The 18,186-nt window shown below is 70.3% G+C and carries 14 protein-coding genes; 5 read left to right on the forward strand and 9 right to left on the reverse strand.

Annotated features, from left to right (window positions below; all coding sequences use genetic code 11):
* Positions 1 to 296 precede the first annotated feature (296 nt).
* Together ACWIFB_RS13015 and ACWIFB_RS13020 are read left to right on the forward strand one after the other, a co-directional pair.
* On the forward strand, positions 297 to 1,751 hold the full coding sequence (locus tag ACWIFB_RS13015) for an NAD(P)-binding domain-containing protein (protein WP_452099904.1): 1,455 nt from the start codon (positions 297 to 299) through the stop codon (positions 1,749 to 1,751).
* Positions 1,752 to 1,803: 52 nt separating this feature from the next.
* On the forward strand, positions 1,804 to 3,534 hold the full coding sequence (locus ACWIFB_RS13020) for an alkaline phosphatase D family protein (protein WP_454058464.1): 1,731 nt from the start codon (positions 1,804 to 1,806) through the stop codon (positions 3,532 to 3,534).
* Positions 3,535 to 3,745: 211 nt separating this feature from the next.
* Here ACWIFB_RS13020 and ACWIFB_RS13025 read toward each other — a convergent pair whose 3' ends face one another.
* Positions 3,746 to 5,140: an outer membrane protein assembly factor BamB family protein gene (locus tag ACWIFB_RS13025; RefSeq protein ID WP_454058465.1), complete on the reverse strand. Its 1,395-nt coding sequence runs from the start codon at positions 5,138 to 5,140 to the stop codon at positions 3,746 to 3,748.
* Positions 5,141 to 5,321: 181 nt separating this feature from the next.
* On the opposite strand from ACWIFB_RS13025, the gene ACWIFB_RS13030 reads away from it, so the two are divergent.
* The gene (locus tag ACWIFB_RS13030; protein ID WP_452099907.1) at positions 5,322 to 5,909 is read left to right on the forward strand and encodes an Rv0361 family membrane protein; all 588 of its coding nucleotides are present in this window, start codon (positions 5,322 to 5,324) and stop codon (positions 5,907 to 5,909) included.
* A 240-nt stretch (positions 5,910 to 6,149) separates the two neighbouring features.
* Here ACWIFB_RS13030 and fbaA read toward each other — a convergent pair whose 3' ends face one another.
* Positions 6,150 to 7,193: a class II fructose-bisphosphate aldolase gene (fbaA, locus tag ACWIFB_RS13035; protein ID WP_452099908.1), complete on the reverse strand. Its 1,044-nt coding sequence runs from the start codon at positions 7,191 to 7,193 to the stop codon at positions 6,150 to 6,152.
* A gap of 190 nt (positions 7,194 to 7,383) precedes the next feature.
* Between fbaA and ACWIFB_RS13040 the strand changes: the two genes are divergently transcribed.
* Complete coding sequence (locus ACWIFB_RS13040) at positions 7,384 to 8,034, forward strand: DedA family protein (RefSeq protein WP_454058499.1); 651 nt, start codon at positions 7,384 to 7,386, stop codon at positions 8,032 to 8,034.
* On the opposite strand, the gene ACWIFB_RS13045 is transcribed toward ACWIFB_RS13040, so the two are convergent.
* The 7 genes from ACWIFB_RS13045 to clpB all read right to left on the reverse strand — a co-directional run bounded on the left by ACWIFB_RS13045 (position 8,020) and on the right by clpB (position 16,986).
* On the reverse strand, positions 8,020 to 9,015 hold the full coding sequence (locus tag ACWIFB_RS13045) for an MsnO8 family LLM class oxidoreductase (RefSeq protein WP_454058466.1): 996 nt from the start codon (positions 9,013 to 9,015) through the stop codon (positions 8,020 to 8,022). The genes ACWIFB_RS13040 and ACWIFB_RS13045 overlap by 15 nt on opposite strands.
* 18 nt (positions 9,016 to 9,033) lie before the next feature.
* The gene (locus ACWIFB_RS13050) at positions 9,034 to 9,723 is read right to left on the reverse strand and encodes a TrmH family RNA methyltransferase (RefSeq protein WP_452099910.1); all 690 of its coding nucleotides are present in this window, start codon (positions 9,721 to 9,723) and stop codon (positions 9,034 to 9,036) included.
* Positions 9,720 to 10,478 carry a lysoplasmalogenase family protein gene (locus ACWIFB_RS13055; protein WP_452099911.1) on the reverse strand — a complete coding sequence of 253 codons (759 nt, stop codon included), beginning with the start codon at positions 10,476 to 10,478 and terminating at the stop codon, positions 9,720 to 9,722. Before ACWIFB_RS13055 ends, ACWIFB_RS13050 begins: the two co-directional genes overlap by 4 nt.
* 2 nt (positions 10,479 to 10,480) lie before the next feature.
* Positions 10,481 to 11,038, reverse strand: a complete 558-nt coding sequence (gene pyrE / locus ACWIFB_RS13060) for an orotate phosphoribosyltransferase (protein WP_454058467.1) — start codon at positions 11,036 to 11,038, stop codon at positions 10,481 to 10,483.
* Positions 11,039 to 11,180: 142 nt separating this feature from the next.
* Positions 11,181 to 13,337: a hypothetical protein gene (locus tag ACWIFB_RS13065; RefSeq protein WP_454058468.1), complete on the reverse strand. Its 2,157-nt coding sequence runs from the start codon at positions 13,335 to 13,337 to the stop codon at positions 11,181 to 11,183.
* Between the two features lie 60 nt (positions 13,338 to 13,397).
* Complete coding sequence (locus ACWIFB_RS13070) at positions 13,398 to 14,282, reverse strand: sulfurtransferase (RefSeq protein WP_452099914.1); 885 nt, start codon at positions 14,280 to 14,282, stop codon at positions 13,398 to 13,400.
* Positions 14,283 to 14,433: 151 nt separating this feature from the next.
* The gene (gene clpB / locus ACWIFB_RS13075) at positions 14,434 to 16,986 is read right to left on the reverse strand and encodes an ATP-dependent chaperone ClpB (RefSeq protein ID WP_452099915.1); all 2,553 of its coding nucleotides are present in this window, start codon (positions 16,984 to 16,986) and stop codon (positions 14,434 to 14,436) included.
* Between the two features lie 222 nt (positions 16,987 to 17,208).
* Here clpB and ACWIFB_RS13080 point away from each other — a divergent pair, with 222 nt between their 5' ends.
* Entirely contained in the window at positions 17,209 to 18,039 is an 831-nt protein-coding gene (locus ACWIFB_RS13080; protein WP_454058469.1) for a hypothetical protein, read from the forward strand.
* Positions 18,040 to 18,186: the final 147 nt, after the last annotated feature.

The following is an 18,186-nucleotide window of genomic DNA, read 5'->3' on the forward strand; positions in this document are numbered from 1 at the left end:
GGGACCACCCGCCCCAGACCACATCGCTGCTGGTTGAGACGTCACATACGCAGGAGAAGGGTGAAGCGAACGCTTGTGAAGTGCAGTTTTGCTATCATGAAGGACATGCGGCGTTCCGAAAGGGCGCCGCGCGCTCGTTGCTGGCGCCCCTCCCGGGTCGCCGCTCCTGAGCGGGATCGTGGTGTCGGTGTCGAGGCCTCGGAGCGCGGATCATATGAGTCGATCGCGCCGGGTATTGCCTCCGCCGGGGCCAGTCGGAGAAACGGACAGGCCGCACGTGGGCCGGAAGGAAATCTGTGTCAAGACAGCGTATTGCGATTATCGGAGCCGGACCGAGCGGGATCGCCGCACTGCGGGCATTCGAGTCCGCCCAGCGCGCCGGGGCGAAGATCCCCGAGATCGTCGCCTACGAGAAGCAGGACGACTGGGGCGGGCAGTGGAACTACGACTGGCGTTCCGGCACGGACCGCTACGGCGAGCCGGTGCACTCCTCGATGTACCGCAACCTGTGGTCAAACGGCCCCAAGGAGGCCCTGGAGTTCGCCGAGTACACCTTCGACCAACACTTCGGCCGGCCCATTTCCTCGTACCCGCCGCGCGAGGTGCTGTGGGACTACATCGACGGCCGCGTCCGCAGGTCCAAGGTCAAGAACAAGGTGCAGTTCTCGACCGCGGTCCGTTGGGTGGACTACGACCGCGACCAGGACACCTTCACCGTGACGGTGGAGAACCTGCGCTCGGGCAAGACCACCAGCTCCGAGTTCGACCGGGTGATCGTGGCCAGCGGCCACTTCAGCTTCCCGAACGTCCCCGACTTCGAGGGGATCGAGACCTTCCCCGGCTCGGTGCGGCACGCCCACGACTTCCGTGGCGCGGAGGCCCTCGACGGCAAGCGCGTTCTGCTGATCGGCGCCTCGTACTCGGCCGAGGACATCGGCGTGCAGGCACACAAGATGGGCGCCGCCTCCGTGACGATGTCCTACCGCACCAGCCCCATGGGCTACGACTGGCCAGACGGTATCGAGGAGCTCCCGCTCCTCGACCGGTTCGAGGGTCAGACCGTCCACTTCTCGAACGGCGAGACCCGCGAGTTCGACGCCGTGATCCTGTGCACCGGGTACCTGCACAAGTACCCGTTCCTGCCGGCCGAGCTGGCGCTGCAGTCACCGAACAACATCTACCCCGCCGGCCTCTACCGCGGCGTGGTCTGGCAGAAGAACCCGAAGCTGTACTACCTGGGCGCCCAGGACCAGTGGTTCACGTTCAACATGTTCGACGCGCAGGCCTGGTACGTCCGCGACCTCATCCTCGGCCGGGCCACGCTGCCCGCCGCCGAGCAGCGTGCCGCCCATATGCGCTCGTGGCGTAAGCGCTTCCAGGAGCTGGACGGCGATGCCGACGACGTGCGCTTCCAGGGTGACTACATCCGGGACCTCATCGAGGCCACGGACTACCCGATGTTCGACATCGACGAGGTCGTGCAGATCTTCCTGGACTGGAAGGAGGACAAGGTGAAGAACATCCTCACCTACCGCGACAAGAACCACCGCTCGGTCATGACCGGCACCATGGCCACCACGCACCACACCCCGTGGCTGGAGGAGCTCGACGACTCCCTCGAGCGCTACCTGTCCACGCCGGCGGAGTCGGCCGCGCCCACCGACTCTGACCAGCCTTCCGAGACCGTGGTGATCAGCGAGGAGATCTCCGTCAACGGCGTCGACGGCCACGCCCGCGTGAACGTTCGGTGACGACTAGGCGGAGTTCGCCCCGGAATACCTGAGCGAGCGGCAAACTGGACGCATGACTGTGCCGTCCTCCCCCGCGTCGTCGTCCACCCCGTCCGGCCGGGCCGCCACCGGGCTCAACCGGCGGACCGTTCTCCGGGCCGGGGCGCTGGCCGGCGCCGCTGTCGGCACCGGGGCGTTCGCCGGTCAGGCCGCCACCGCCGGCGCGGCCGTTCCGGTCGGCGCCGGGGCCCCCGCGGGCGGCGCGGTGGCGGCCTTCCAGCACGGCGTCGCGTCGGGCGACCCCATGGCGGACCGCGTCATCCTGTGGACGCGCGTGACGCCGTCCGCCGAGGCCGCCCCCGGGTCGGGGATCGGCGACGCCGTCGTCGTCGAATGGGAGGTCTCCCCCGACCCCTCGTTCGTCACCATCACCGCCTCGGGCAGCGTCACCACCGACGCCGGGCGCGACCACACGGTCAAGTTCGACGCCACCGGCCTGGCCCCCGACAGCTGGTACCACTACCGCTTCCGCGCCCTGGGCCAGACTTCGCCCGTCGGCCGCACCCGCACCGCCCCCGCCGACGGCGCCATGCCCGCCTCCGGCCGCTGGCGCACCGGCGTGGTCTCCTGCTCCAACTGGGAGGCCGGCTACTTCGCCGGGTACCGCCACCTCGTGCAGCGTGGCGACCTCGACGTGGTGATCGAGCTCGGCGACTACATCTACGAGTACGAGCGCGGCGGGTACACGGCCAAGTTCGGCGCCGTCCGCCCCCACGACCCGCCGCACGAGATCGTCACCCTCGCCGACTACCGCATCCGCATGGCGCAGTACCACACCGACCCGGACCTGCAGTCGCTGCACGCGCACGTGCCGTGGATCTGCACCTGGGACGATCACGAGCTCGCCAACGACGCCTGGGAGCACGGCGCCGAGAACCACCAGCCGCACGAGGGCTCGTGGGCCGACCGCAAGGCCGCCGGCTCGCAGGCCTACTTCGAGTGGATGCCGATCCGGCCCGACTCGCTGCGCGACGGCGGCTTCCTCTACCGCCGCCTACGCTGGGGCGCGCTCGCCGAACTGAACATGCTCGACCTGCGCTCGTACCGCACCGAGTCGCCCGGCCGGTTCGACGGCCGCGCGGTCGACCAGACCGGCACCATGACCGGCGCCGAGCAGTTCGACTGGCTGGCCCGCGGCCTGGGCTCGTCGACCGCCCGCTGGAACGTGATCGGCAATTCCGTGATGGTCGCGCCGGTGCTGATCCCGCCGCTCGACAACCGCACCATGAGCGCCATGACCGAGTTGCTGAGCATGCCGCGCGAGGGCATCACCTACAACTCCGACCAGTGGGACGGGTACGCCGGTGAGCGCCGCCGCCTGTTCGAGGTGATCCGCGCGACCGGTAACCGCAACTTCGTGTTCCTCACCGGCGACATCCACAGCTCGTGGGTCAACGAGGTGCCCACCGACGCCGCGGAATACCCGGGCGCCGGCACCGACGCGGTGGAGTTCGTGACCCCGTCGATCACCAGCAACAACGTCGACGACATCCTGGGGCTGCCCGAGGGCAACGGCCTGTCCGCGGCCGCGCAGGGTGCGCTGATGGGCGCGAACCACCACATCCGCTGGGTCGACCTGGACCGACACGGTTACACGGTGGTCGAGTTCACGCAGGATTACGCGCACGCCGACTACTGGGCGCTGCACGATCACACGCGCGCCGACAGCGGGGCCTACCCCATGCACAGCTGGCGGACCGCGCACGGCACCAACCAAGTGGCGCCCGCAGGCCCGCTGCCCTGAGGTCAGGCGGATCCGTGGCCGGCTTCGTCACCGGCCACGATCCGCCGCTGGGATTCGCTGCCCCTGCCCGATCTGCCGGTCGGATTCGCTGCCCCTGCCCGATCCGCTCCTCGGATTCACGGCTCCCGCCCGATCTGCCGCTCGGATCTCGATTTGCTTGCGGACCTCCGGCGACAGATCGATCTCCGAGCGGCGGATCTCCGGTCGCGCGTCAGTACGCCGGATCGAGCGACCCCGCGTCGGCGCCGAGCGACCCCGCGGCCGCACCCAGGGCCTCACCGGCCGAGCCGAGCGGCGCCGCAGGGTCGCCGAGGCTCGCCAGCGAACCCCCCGCCGCCGCCGGGCCGTCCGGGAACTCGGCCAGCGGCACGAAGTAGACGTTGCGGCTCTGGCTGGGCACGACCAGTGTCTCGTCCACGACGATCGGCCCGGCGGGTGCCAGTGCGCCGTCGAGTTCCAGGATCCCGGTGGTCGCTCCCGTCGCCGTGTCCAGACGATAGACATCGCCGGCGGTCGTCGAGAAGTAGACGTCGTCGCCCACTGCCACCGGGGCCGCCTTGATCGTCCCGATCGGATTGCGCCAGATCCTCACGCCGGTGTGCAGGTCGTAGGCGTAGGCAGCACCCGTGGTCGGGCTGCCCACGTACACGACCCCGTCGTGGATCATCGGCGCACCCGACCGGTTGTTGGTCGGCGCCGGTCCCACACCGAGCACGTCGCGCCACATGATCTCGCCTGACCGCGTGTCCATCGCCACGATGGAGTGCTCCTCACGAAAGCCCGCCGGCCCCGGGATGAGGGCACGATTGGCGGTGGTCACCACGACGCCCGCGTCGACCGCCGGCGGCACGTCGTCGAGCCCGCGGTTGAACTCGGGGAACTCCCGTTGCCACGCGAAGTCGTCGACCCCCGTGTCGTAGGCGAAAAAAGTGTACGGAGCCGGGGCCCCACCGCCGAAGAACAGGACGCCGTCCCGCTCGGACGGAGAGGACATGCTGGCGATATGGCCGGTCTCGACCACGTCGAGCGCCTCTCCCGTGCCCGGATCCAGCTTGTACAGTCGCCGGTCCCCGGTCACGGCCCAGACCGCGCCGCCCACGGCCACCGGCGTCGGCATCACCTCGCCGGGTGTGTAGTGGCGCCACAGGATCTCGCCCGTGTGGGGGTCAAGTCCCAGGACTCCGCTCTCGCCGGTACCGCGGTACCCCTCCGAGCCGTCCTGGAAGAAGCGGTTCCCGAATCCGACGAACACCCGTCCGTCGGCGTGGATCATCTCCGAATGCACCCAGTTCGGGGCCTGCGCCTGCCAGAGCAGCTGACCGGTCGTCAGGTCGAACGCCTGCAACTCGCCGCTGTCGTGATTACCCACGAAGACCTTGCCGTCGGCGACCACGGGGGTCGCCCGCACCTCGTTCGCGGTGGGGATCGTCCCGCTGAATATTTCATTCACGCCGGAGACCACGCGGGGGTTGTTCGTGGAGGTGTGCCGGTATTGGGTCCAGTCGGCGGGGTCCGCGTGGGCTGATCCGATGCCGGCGAGGACGACCGCCGAGGCGAGCAGAAAGCTGGTCATGACACGGCGTGGATCGAGTCGCGTTGAAGGCATACCGGAAGGGTAACTTGCTGTTTCCTGAGACAGACCTGGCAGTCCGCTCTCTGTGCCGCCACGCCCCGGTCGCTTGTCCGCATCGGAGACGGACGCTGCTGCCGGGCTCACAGGTGGTTCCGCTACCGTGGCGGGTCGATGCGCTCCGACCGGGGCGCGCGAGCCGTACCGGGAGTAGTGGATGACGACGACGAGCCAGCAACCACCCGCCGGGGACCCGTCCCGAGGTCCCGGTGCAGGCGGCCGCGGAGCGGGCGATTGCGGAGAAGCGGCGCGGCCCGCCCGTCGGGGCTCGCTGGTCTGGGCGGGCGTTTTCCTCGCGGTGGTCGTCCTGGTCGCCGTGCTGGGCTGGCTGTTCACGATGGGCCCCATGTCTTCGGCGGGCAGGGTCGAGCGCGAGGTCGCGCAGACGCTCGACGACATGAGCGCGGCCGAGTCGTTCGCCGAGTTCAACAGCCACATGTGTGCGGAGAACCGCGTCCCGCAGGAACTGGTGGATCAGATCACCGCCTCGGGCGAACAGACCGGCACGGACCTGGACTCGATGCTGCGGGAGTCCATCGCGGGATCGTTCCCGGCCGACCTCCAGGTCACCGGCGTCGAGGTCGACGGCAACGGGACCGAGGCCAGCGCGACTGTCGAGTCCGGCGGCGAGGACGGCGAGACGACGAACGAGCAGATCCAGATGCGTAACGAAGACGGGGCGTGGAAACTCTGCGAGCCCGGCGTCGGCATGGGCGCCGTCCCGCAGGAGGGCCAGCCCGGCTGATCGCTCCCTGACTCACCCGTGCGACCGCTCGCCGCCCATGAGATCTCGCGTAGACGCCGCGCCGCCTATCCGATGTCGCGCCACCTGCCAGATCTGACAGGCAGCGCGACATCAGATAGGCGGCGTGCGACCACATGGCCGATATTGCGGCCACCCGGCCCCGGCGCATGGCCAGCCGGCAAGCGAAGAGCCCCGAAACCTCGATGAGGTCGCGGGGCTCTCGCCGTCAGGGAGGTCAGATCAGGCCTTGACGCCCTTGGACTTGCCGGCCGACTTGAGGTCGTTGCACGCCTCGACGACGCGCTCGGACATGGCCTGCTCAGCCTTCTTGAGGTACGAGCGGGGGTCGTAGACCTTCTTGTTACCCACCTCGCCGTCGACCTTCAGCACACCGTCGTAGTTGCCGAACATGTGCGCGGCGATCGGGCGGGTGAACGCGTACTGGGTGTCGGTGTCCACGTTCATCTTGATGACGCCGTAGCTCAGCGCCTCCTCGATCTCGCTCTTGGCCGAGCCCGAGCCGCCATGGAAGACGAAGTCGAACGGCAGGTCGCCGGCGTTGAGGCCGAGCTTCTCGACGGCCACGTCCTGGCCCATCTTGAGGACCTCGGGCTTGAGCTTGACGTTGCCCGGCTTGTACACGCCGTGGACGTTGCCGAATGTCGCCGCGAGCAGGTAGCGCTGACCGGTGTTGCCGGCGCCGAGCGCGTCGAGGGTCGCCTGGAAGTCCTCGCGAGTGGTGTAGAGCTTCTCGTTGATCTCGTTCTCGACACCGTCCTCCTCGCCGCCGACGACGCCGATCTCGATCTCGAGGATCTGCTTGGCGTTGGCCGTCTTCTCGAGGAGTTCCTTGGCGATCTCGAGGTTCCGGTCGAGCGGGGTGGCCGAGCCGTCCCACATGTGCGACTGGAACAGCGGGTTCTCGCCGCGGTCGACACGCTCCTGGGAGATCTCGATGAGGGGGCGGACGAAGGTGTCCAGCTTGTCCTCGGGGCAGTGGTCGGTGTGCAGCGCGACCAGGATGTCGTACTTCTCCGCGATGACGTGCGCGAACTCAGCGAGCGCGACGGCACCGGTCACCATGTCCTTGACGTTCAGGCCGGAGCCGAACTCGGAACCACCGGTGGAGAACTGGATGATGCCATCCGAGCCGGCATCGGCGAAGCCCTTGATGGCTGCGTTGATGGTCTCCGAGGAGGTGCAGTTGATCGCCGGGTAGGCGAACCCCTCCGTGCGGGCCCGGTCGAGCATGTCCTTGTACTGCTCCGGGGTGGCGATAGGCATTGACGATCCTCCAGATGTCGGCGCTGTGATTGGCCCCATCCTACGAGGTTTCGGGTGGTAGCGGGCCCGGGGCTGGCCGCGCGCCCGCGCCTTCAGCGGATTCGCAGGCGTACTGGCATAGCCTCGTAGGGTGAATACGCACATCCTGGCCGAACAGGCACAGCACGTGGTGGCCCTGGGCCCCGGTTTCATGGACCCGGAATTCTGGCTTTCCGGCGACGGCCCGTTCGGCAATGCGATCCTGCCGGCCCTGCTCGCCGTGGTGTTCATCGAGTCCGGCCTCCTGTTCCCGTTCCTGCCCGGAGACTCGCTGCTCTTCACCGCGGGCCTGCTCACCCAGCAGGACAGTCCCTTCGCCCCGCTGTGGGTCGTTCTGGTGACGGCACCGATCGCCGCGTTCCTCGGCGACCAGGTCGGCTACTTCATCGGCAACCGGTGGGGGCACCACCTCCAGAACCGGCCGGACGGGCGGATCTTCAAGCAGGCGTACATCACCGAGGCCCACGAGTTCTTCGAGAAGTGGGGCCCCGCGACGATCATCCTGTGCCGCTTCGTGCCGATCGTCCGTACGTACGCTCCGCTGGTCGCGGGTATGGCCGGGATGCGCTACCGGGTGTTCGTCACCTACAACGTCGTGGGCGCGGTGCTCTGGGCGGCGGGCGTCACCGCACTGGGTGCGTGGCTGGGGCAGTTCACGTTCATCAAGGACCACATCGACCTGATCCTCATCGGGATCGTGCTGGTGTCCGTGCTGCCGATGATCATCACGGCCGGCCCCAAGCTAATCAATCGGATCCGCAACGGGCCCGCGGCCCCGGCCTCTGACCTACCCGGCGAGTAGGCCCGCCAGAGCCGCGTCCGATCGGGCGAGTGCCTCACGGTCGTACATCGACGTGGAGGCCATGACCTCGTCAGCGCCCGTACGCTCGACCAGCGCGGCTAGCTGGGCGCCGACCTGCTCGGCGTCGCCGTAGAGGGTTCCGGCGATCCACTCGTCCATCCGGCGCAGCTGCTGCGGCCGGAACTTCCGGCCCATCACCTCGGCCGGCGAGCGCAACGGCCCGAACGCCCCGGTTTCGCGGGACTCGGCCATCGCCCAGGCCTCCGAGGCCAGCAACTCGCGCGCGGAGGTGGTCGACTCGGCGACCGCGACCTCCAGGCTCACCACCACGTACGGCTCCGATGTGGCACCGCCTTGCCGGAAATCCGCGCGGTAGCACTCCAGCGGCGTCGGGTCGGCGAGCAACCGGGGCCCGCCCACCACGACGGGCAGCCCCGCCCGTGCCGCGATCTCCAGGCCACGGCCCGTCGCGAGTACGAAGACCGGCGGCGGATCCTCGATGACGGGCAGCGCGGTGACGGGGCCGCGCCCGTGCAGGAAGTCCAGAACCGAGCTGATGTCGTGGGTGAAGGCGTCGTCGTCGTACTCCTCGACACCGAGCGCCGCGCGCACCGGCGCGGTGAATCCCAGGGACCGCCCGACGCCCAGGTCGATCCGGCCCGGGTACAGGGCCTCGAGCATGGCGAACTGCTCGGCGACGATCATCGGGCGGTGGTGGGGCAGCATCACGCCGCCGGAGCCCAGGCGGATGCGCCCGGTGCGCGCCGCGGCGGCCGCGATCAGGAGCTGCGGGCTGCCGCTGGCGATGCCGGGGACCGAGTGGTGCTCGGCCATCCAGAAGCGGTGAAAGCCCAGAGAGTCAGCGTGTTCGGCCCGGCGTAGCGTCGCCTCGAGGGCGGAGGCATGCGGCTCGGCGTGGCGGGTGCGGGACCGATCCAGCAGTGAGAGCCGGAGCGTGTCCGGCAGGTCGGTGGAGGCCACGGCCCCACCGTAGCGCCGTCAGTTCCCGGGCGCTCCGGCGTGTTCACGGATCCAGGCGTGCATCGCGATGCCGGCGGCGACGCCCGCGTTGATCGAGCGGGTCGAGCCGAACTGGGCGATGGAGACGGTCTTGGCGGCCCGCAGGCGCGCGTCGTCGCTGACCCCGGGCCCCTCCTGGCCGAAGAGCAGGACGCACCCGCGTGGCAGCCGCGCGGTCTCGAGCGGTTCGGCGCCGGGGAGATTGTCGACGGCGACGACGGGCAGCCCCTCCGACTCCGCCCACGTCATGAGTTCGGCGACGTCGGCGTGATGCCGAAGATGCTGATAGCGGTCGGTGACCATGGCTCCTCGGCGGTTCCACCTGCGGCGCCCGATGATGTGCACCTCGGCGGCCAGGAAGGCGTTGGCGGTGCGGACGACCGTGCCGATGTTGGCGTCATGGCCGAAGTTCTCGATGGCCACGTGGAACTGGTGCCGGTGGGTGTCGAGGTCGGCGACGATCGCCTCGCGGCGCCAGTACCGGTACCGGTCGACGACGTTGCGGCGGTCGCCGGCATCCAGCAGCTCGGGATCCCACTGATCACCGGTCGGGCGGGGCCGCCCCGGGTGCTCGATCTCCCACGGGCCGACGCCGACCTGCCCGTCGCCCCACTCGGTCGGCCCGGCAACGTCCTGCCCCGCCGGGTCGGCAGCGTCGGCCGAGTTCACCGCCCGCTTCCGGTGAACCTGGCCGCCGCGGCGGTTCCGGTGAGCATGAGCAGCGCGGCTGTCGCGTAGGTGTCGATCACGCCGACGTCCAGCGCGCGGGCCGACAGTGAACCGCCCTCGGCCTTGCGGCGGGCCAGGATCAGGCCGTCGCTCAGCAGGAAGGCCGGCCCGGCCACCGCCAGCACCGATGCCGCCGGCCCGTGCGACCGGTCGACCGAGGTGGCCAGCGCCGACAGGGCGGCCAGGAGCCCGCCATATGCGGCGAGCGGAGCGTTCTCCTTGCCCTCGGCCAGCAGCACCGCGCCCGCTCCGCCCGCGACGACCCCGTGCACGGCAGCCTGCAGCGGCTTGAAGCGCAGCCCCGAGCGCAGCATCAGCGAGCCGATCGCCAGGTGCCCGACGCCGAACGCCGCGGCGCCCGCGATCAGACGGCCCTTCGACCGACTGGCGTGCCCGCCGCCGAGCATGAGGATCACGTCGCCCGTGGTGTAGCCCGCGGCGGTGGCTGACAGCAGCGCCGTGTCGGCCGCGGAAAGCCGCCCCTCGCGCATCGCGATCGCCAGCGCCGCCGGGACGATGAGCGGCTTGCACAGCTTCTCCAACGCGCCGAACTGCGTGGCCTTGGCGATCTCGGTGCCGCCGGTGGCCGCGAGGAACGCGGGCCCCTCCGGACGCGAGGTGTCGATCAGGGAATCGACGCGCTTCTTCAGCGCCTGCCCCAGGGTGGCTGCGAACGCACTCGTCGTCGTTGTCATCGTCACTCCAGTCCCAGGTCGGCCAGGCCCAGCAAGGCCCGGTACTCCACGCCCTCGGCGCGGATCACGTCGTCGGCTCCCGTCGCGCGGTCCACCACGGTGGCCACCCCCACGACCTCGGCGCCCGCCTCACGCAGGGCCTGCACAGCGGTCAGCGGCGAGTTTCCCGTGGTGGTGGTGTCCTCCACGACCAACACCCGCTTGCCCACGATGTCCGGTCCCTCCACGCGGCGCTGCATACCGTGCTTCTTGGCCTCCTTGCGCACCACACACGAGTCGATCGGCCGGCCGGGCGCGTGCATGATCGCGGTGGCGACCGGGTCCGCGCCGAGGGTCAACCCGCCCACCGCGTCGAACTCCCAGTCCGCGGTCAACTCACGCAGGAGCCGCCCGATCAGCGGCGACGCCTCGTGGTGGAGGGTCGCGCGACGAAGATCGACGTAGTAGTCCGCCTCGCGGCCGGACGAGAGCGTGACGCGACCATGGACGACGGCGAGCTCGGCCACCAGCTCGGCGAGCCTGCGGCGCGCGTCGGGATCGACATCGGGGGCGGCGGTCATCGGGCTCCTTGAGGTCGGTGCAGCTGACGCTGATGACTCTAGACGGCCCCTCAGACAGACACCGACGGGTCCGCCACCCGGCTCCCGCAACGCGAAGGGCCCGCCCGCGCATCCAGCGCGGGTGGGCCCCCGGGCTTGTCTGTCAGTCCTTGATGTCTGGCGGGAGCTGCAGGCGAGCGGTCTGCTCGACGTCCGGCTCGATTCCGGGCCGCTCCCTGCCCCGAGCGGGCTCGTCCGAATCCGCGGGGCTGGCCCCAGCGTCGGAATCGGTGCCGGAATCGGTGTCCGCGTCTGAGTCGGTCGCCCCGCCGTCGCCCCCCTTGCTCGCGGAGTCCCCGGCCTCCGCCCGACGACGCCGCCGCCCCGACGTCTTCATCTCGGACGGGTCGATCCCCATCCGGGCCGCGAGCTCCGCCACCGACAGCCGCTGCGTGACCTCGGACGGATCCACATCGTCCGCCCCGTGACGCCCACCCGACTCCTGGTCGGCCCCGCCGTGGCGGCCGGTCGAGGGCTCGTCGAGGTCCGAACGCCCGTCGATCCGAGCGGCGTCAAAGCGCTCGACCTCGTCGCGGATCTCGTCCTCGTCGTCCTCGGAACCGAGCGGCTTGATGCCCGCCCCGCCGCTGGCTGCGCCCGCGGCCAGCGGGGGAACCGTTGCGTCCTCCGGGTAGGCCTGCCCGATGCCGCGCGTCGGGCGTGACAGCGGGGGCCTCGGCTCGAGATGGTCGGCCGCGACGTCGCCGCGTGCCTCCACCGGCGCCGACGGCTTCATGATCTCGTCGAACGGGTCCGACTCCTCGACCGCGGGCTCCACGTCCGCGGCAGCGTCTGCCTCACCCACCGGCTCGGCTGGTCCGGCCGCGCCGGTGTCCTCGGCCGCATCGCCGCGGTCGGCCACCACGGGCACGTCCGACAGGTCGCGCGCGGCGGGCCGGTCGGGCACCAGCCGCAGGTGGCCGGCCCGCCGGGGCCCGGCCGCCGCGGCGACGGGGATCGTCGAGGTCGGCGCGTCGCTCGGAGTGGTGCCTGCCGGGACAGGGCCGGCAGTGGAATCCGCCGGATCGTCGACGACGACGTGGTCCTCCGGGTCCGGCAGCGGAGCGATCCCGTGGGTTCCGGTTCCCACCTCCCCGTCCATGCCCACCGTCGGGTCGGCATCCGGTCCCTCGGCGGAGGCCGGAGCACCGGGGTCCAGCTCCGCCGGCAGCGCGCGGGCCCTGCCGCCGATCGGCGGGAACGGTGCCAGAACGTCGGCGGCCGCGTGCAGGGCCATCACCACGTCGTCCCAGCCAGCGGGGTCGTCGACTCCGTCGATCGTGGCCGCCACCCACTCGCCCTCCGCCCAGACCCGGCGCACGCTCGGCGGCACATCCCGCACGGATTCGATCAGGCGGTCCCGGTCGACGAGGTCCAGGCGCCCGTAATCGGTCGTTCGGGCCTCGAACCCGCCGACGTCCCCGGCATCGTGGAAGCCCGGCTCGGAGTCGACATCCGGGCGGCTGAGGTCGAGGACGACATCGGAGGCGGTGTCGCGGCGCAGCGCCAGGACGGTACGACCACCGGTCACGCCCATGATCGCCCGACGGCCGCGGAACACCCCGTGGGAGACGGTGCCCAGCGCGCTGAGCCCGCCCGCGAAGTCACCGTGCCGGAACTCGGGGGCCGGCGTCGGGGTGGGGGCGAACTCGCGGTCCTCCAGCCAGCGCACCACCGGCGAGCCGGCGAGCGGATCCACGGGCTCGGGCTCGAACTGCTCGGGGCTCCGCCTGGTCGCCCTGCGTGTCGGCAGCAGTGCCCGGACGCGGTCGAGAAGTCGCGGCGACGACTCCACCGTCGGCTCGGTCGGGTCCAGCGGAGCGGGAACGGCGACGGACGCGGCGGCGAGGGCCTCGTCGTCAGCGGTAGCGTCGGCGGCCGCGTAAGCGTCGGCGTCGGCGTCGGCGACAGGGTCGGCGTCGGCGACAGGGTCGGCAGCGGCTCCCGCGACAGGATCCGCGTCGGCTGCACGCTGGAACGGAGCGAGCCTCGGTTCGCCCGGATCCCCTGCCTGCCCGTCGTCCGCGTCCCCCTCCCCGGTGGGCGGTGTGGAGTGCTCGGCGGCGTCGTCGTCCCGGTCGTTCTCCACGGCGTCACCGCCGGCGCCTTCGTCCTCCTCGCCGGACGACCTCGCTCGATCCTGCTCCACCTCCGGCCGCTGAGCGTCGGCACGGCCACGACGCTGCTTCGCGTCCAGACGCAGGATGATGAGCGCCGCCACGAGCAGCACGAGGGCCAGAAGGAACCAGAACAGGACCATGCACCAAAGGGTAGTCAGCCGCGGCGGCCCGCCCCCACACCCGCCGCGGCGCTGCGGGGCTTAGCGCGGGTTTTCCCCCAGCGCGATCGGGCGCGAACGATCCGCCGACCACTGCGACCACGAGCCCGGGTACAACCCGCCCACGTCCAGGCCCGCGACCTCCATAGCCGCCAGCGCGTGGCAGGCGCGGATGCCCGACCCGCAGTAGATGACCGCGTCCTTGCCCTCCGTCACACCCGCGTCCGCGAACATCCGGCGGATCTCCTCCGCCGGCAGGAACCGCCCGCGCTCGTCGAGGAATCCGTCCGTGGGCATGTTGATCGCGCCCGGGATGTGGCCCGCGCGCGAATCCATCGGCTCCGTGCGGCCCGCGTAACGGTCGCGATGGCGCACGTCGATCAGCACACCCCGGTCAGGCCATTCGGCGGCCGTGTCGGCGTTGACCGTCCGCATGTGATCGAACCTGAAGGTGAAATCGCCGTACTCGATCGGGTTACCCGGACCCACAGCGAGGTCCTCGCCCTCCGCGATCCAGGCCTTCAGGCCACCATCGAGCAGGGAGACGTCCTCCTTGCCCGCCCAGCGCAGCAGCCACCAGGCGCGGGCGGCGGACATGTTGCCACTGTCATCGTAGATCACCACGCGGCTGTCGTCGTTGATCCCGATACGGCGCATCGCCTCCTGGAACTCGTCGCGAGGCGGCAGCGGGTGGCGACCCTCGCGCGTGGTTCGCGGGCCCGCGAGGGCGGACGACAGGTCCAGGTACTGGGCGCCCGGGATATGGCCGGAGAAATAATGCTCGCGTCCGTGCGGATCGCCCAGCTGCCACCGCACGTCGATGATCACCGGAGTCGGCAGCGTAGCGACGTCCTCGATGAGCTCGCGGGCCGTGACGAGGAGGGGACTGACCTGGTTGATGGTGGCGGAAGCGGGATCTGTGGTCACGGGGCCAAGGATAGTCGCGACGACGACGAGGTGTGCCGTTCGGCGCCGTGAACGCACGAGGGGCCCGACCACCATCCCCGGTGGCCGGGCCCCTCGATTCCCACGTGCGGTCAGCCCACGGCCGCTGCGCCTCAGGCGAGGCTGCTTCGCGTCAGGCGAGGCTGAGCGAATCCCCGTCCTCGGCTAGCGAGACGGTGACGGTGTCGCCGTCGCGGATCTCGCCGCCCAGCAGCGCCCGGGCGAGCTTGTCGCCGATGGCCTGCTGGACCAGCCTGCGCAAGGGACGGGCGCCGTAGGCGGGGTCGTAACCGCGCCGGGCGAGCCAGCCCTTGGCCGCGTCGCCGACCTCGAGGGTCAGCCGCCGCGCCTTGAGGCGTGCCGCGAGCTCGTCGATCTGGATGTCGACGATCGACTCGAGCTGCTCCTCACTGAGCGGGTCGAAGATCACCACGTCGTCGAGCCGGTTGATGAACTCCGGCTTGAAGGCGCGCTTGACCGCGTCCATCATCTGCTCCCGCGTGCCACCCGCGCCCAGGTTGGAGGTGAGCACGAGGATCGTGTTGCGGAAGTCGACCGTGCGGCCCTGCCCGTCAGTGAGGCGGCCGTCGTCGAGCACCTGCAGCAGGATGTCGAAGACGTCCGGGTGTGCCTTCTCGACCTCGTCGAGCAGGACGATCGTGTACGGCCTGCGCCGCACCGCCTCGGTGAGCTGCCCGCCGGCCTCGTAGCCGACGTAGCCCGGAGGGGCCCCGACCAGCCTCGAGACCGAGTGCTTCTCGGAGTACTCGCTCATGTCGATCCGGACCATGGCTCGCTCGTCGTCGAACAGGAACTGCGCGAGCGCCTTGGCGAGCTCCGTCTTACCCACGCCCGTCGGGCCCAGGAAGAGGAACGAGCCGGTCGGCCGATTGGGGTCGGCGACCCCGGCGCGCGCCCGTCGGACGGCGTCGGAGACGGCCTGGACGGCCTCGCCCTGGCCCACGACCCGCTTGCCGAGCTCGTCCTCCATGCGCAGGAGCTTCTCGGTCTCGCCCTCGAGCATCTTGCCCACGGGGATGCCGGTCCACGTGGAGACGACCTCCGCCACGTCCTCGGGGCCGACCTCCTCCTTGAGCATCGCGCCCGATGCGGCTTCGGACTCCTCCGCGTCGGCGAGCTGCTTCTCCAGCTCCGGCAGCCGCCCGTAGCGGATCTCGGCCACCCGGGCGAAGTCGCCGTCACGCTCGGCCTTCTCGGACTCGGTACGCAGCGCGTCGAGCTCCTCCTTGACCTTCTGCACGCCCTCGATGGCGTTCTTCTCGTTCTGCCACCGCGCGGTGAGCTCGGCGAGCTTCTCCTTGGAGTCGGCCAACTCGCCCTGCAGCGCGACGAGCCGGTCCTTGGAGGCTGCGTCGGTCTCCTTCTGCAGCGCCATCTCCTCGATCTCGAGTCGCCGCACGATCCGCTCGACGGCATCGATCTCCTCCGGGCGGGAGTCGATCTCCATCTTCAGACGGCTGGCTGCCTCGTCGACGAGGTCGATCGCCTTGTCCGGCAGAAACCGGGACGTGATGTACCGGTCCGAGAGCGTCGCCGCGGACACCAGCGCGGAGTCGGTGATGCGCACACCGTGGTGCACCTCGTACCGCTCCTTGAGCCCGCGCAGGATGCCGACGGTGTCCTCGACACTCGGCTCCCCGACGAAGACCTGCTGGAACCGGCGCTCGAGGGCCGCGTCCTTCTCGATGTACTTGCGGTACTCGTCGAGCGTGGTGGCGCCGACCAGCCGCAGCTCGCCACGGGCCAGCATCGGCTTGATCATGTTTCCCGCGTCCATCGAGCCCTCGCCGGTCGCGCCGGCGCCGACGATGGTGTGGATCTCGTCGATGAAGGTGATGATCTGGCCCTCGGAAGCCGTGATCTCGTCGAGGACGGCCTTGAGCCGCTCCTCGAACTCGCCGCGGTACTTGGCGCCGGCGACCATCGATCCCAGGTCGAGCGAGAGCAGCGTCTTGCCCTTGAGCGACTCGGGGACGTCCCCGGCCACGATTCGCCGGGCCAGCCCCTCCACGATCGCGGTCTTTCCGACACCGGGCTCACCGATGAGCACGGGGTTGTTCTTGGTCCGCCGCGAGAGCACCTGCACGACCCGGCGGATCTCCGAGTCACGCCCGATGACCGGGTCGATCTTGCCCTCGCGCGCACGGGCGGTGAGATCGGTCGAGTACTTCTCGAGTGCCTGGTACTGGTCCTCGGGGTTCTCGGTGGTCACGCGGGTGTTGCCCCGGACCGAGGTGAACGCGGCCTTGAGCGCGTCAGCGGTGGCGCCGAGCTCACTCAGGATCCTGGCCGCGTCGCCACCCGTGTGCCCGGCGGCGATGCCGACGAGGACATGCTCGGTGGAGACGTAGGCATCCCCCATCTCTGCCGCGAGCTCCTGCGAGGTACTGATGACGGCGAGCGCGTCGCGGTTGAAGTTGGGTGCGGCCATCCCCGAGCCGGAGGCCTTGGGGTAGCCGGCCACGAGCTCTTTGGCCTGGCTCAGTGCCAGCTGCGGGTCGATGCCGCAGGCCTGGAGCAGGGGGCCGGCGATGCCGTCCTGCTGTTCGAGGAGCGCCACGAGCAGGTGGCCCGGACGAACGTCCGGGTTCCCCGCCGCGGAGGCGGATTGGACTGCGGCCGACAGAGCCGCCTGGGTCTTGGTCGTGGGGTTGAACTGGCTCATGCGACCGGTCCTTTCTTCGACGTATGGTTGAGCGTACTGGAATCAATCCCGGCGCGTTGCCGCTCCGGACAGTCTGTACAACCCACTTCGCCTTGAGTCTATTCCGCTCAAGGTGGGCCGATGATGCGTGAACTCCGCCACGACTGGGTAAGTTTTCATTTCAGGCGCCTCCCCTCCCCTCCCCGGCACCCGCCCCTGCCGCGCCGCGACTCCGGTCCGCCGATGACCTACTGGCGCCCGCATCCGGCGATCACCGCCGTCGTCTACCTCCTCGCGATCACCGTTCCAATCGCCATCGTCCTGGCGGTGATCGGCTCGTCCCCGACGCTGCTGGAGAAGGTGCCCGAGGAGCACCGCGGGACCGTCGCCGCGTTCGGCGACGGCGCCGCCCGCCTGTCCGGTTCGGACGGGGGGATCTTCGGGTTCGACGACGCAGGCGCCTCGAACTCCACCGTCCAGGGCCTGCCCCTGCCCCGCCACGGGGACTGGTCTCCACGGCGCCCCGGGGACTATTCGTCCCCGGCCGGCCTGGCCTCCGGAATCGACTACTCGGTCGAGATCACCGAGGACGGCCACATCACGCACTGGCCGTGCGAGCACGAGATCCCCGTCCGCTCGTTCGACGCACCTCCGGGCAGCGAAGGGGACTTGATCTGGGCGATCGAGACACTGGCCTTCGCCAGCGGCCTGCCCCTGTGGTACGCGGGCCCGGGAACGGACGGCGAGCGGGACGCCGAGGGCGCCATCTCCGTCTTCCACGGGGACCATCCGATGTTCAGCGACCCCGAGATCGCGGGCGTCGGAGGGGTTGCGGCCTGGCCGCACGGATTGGTACTGCAGGGCGCGGTCACGCTTCGGCCCGGTCAGGTCACCCCGTACCCCGGCGACCCGTGGAGCCGCAGGCTGACCCTGCACGAACTCATGCACGCCCTGGGCGTGGGTCACGCAGGCGACCATCGTCACGAGATCATGACCACCAGACGACTCGACGACTTCAGAACAGCCCTCGGGCCCGGTGACCAGTTCGCCCTCCACATGGTCGGCTGCCGCTGATCGCCACCGCCACCGTCGCCGCCCCCCGAAATAAGGAATCGCTCGCCGTGGCGGCGGGAATGTCAGAGCCGTCGACTATGGTCATCGCGACGGCGATACACAAGAGAACGGCGCCGCGTGTACAACGGATGGGATGAGATGTCTGAG

It is taken from the genome of Dietzia sp. NPDC055340 (assembly GCF_053645335.1).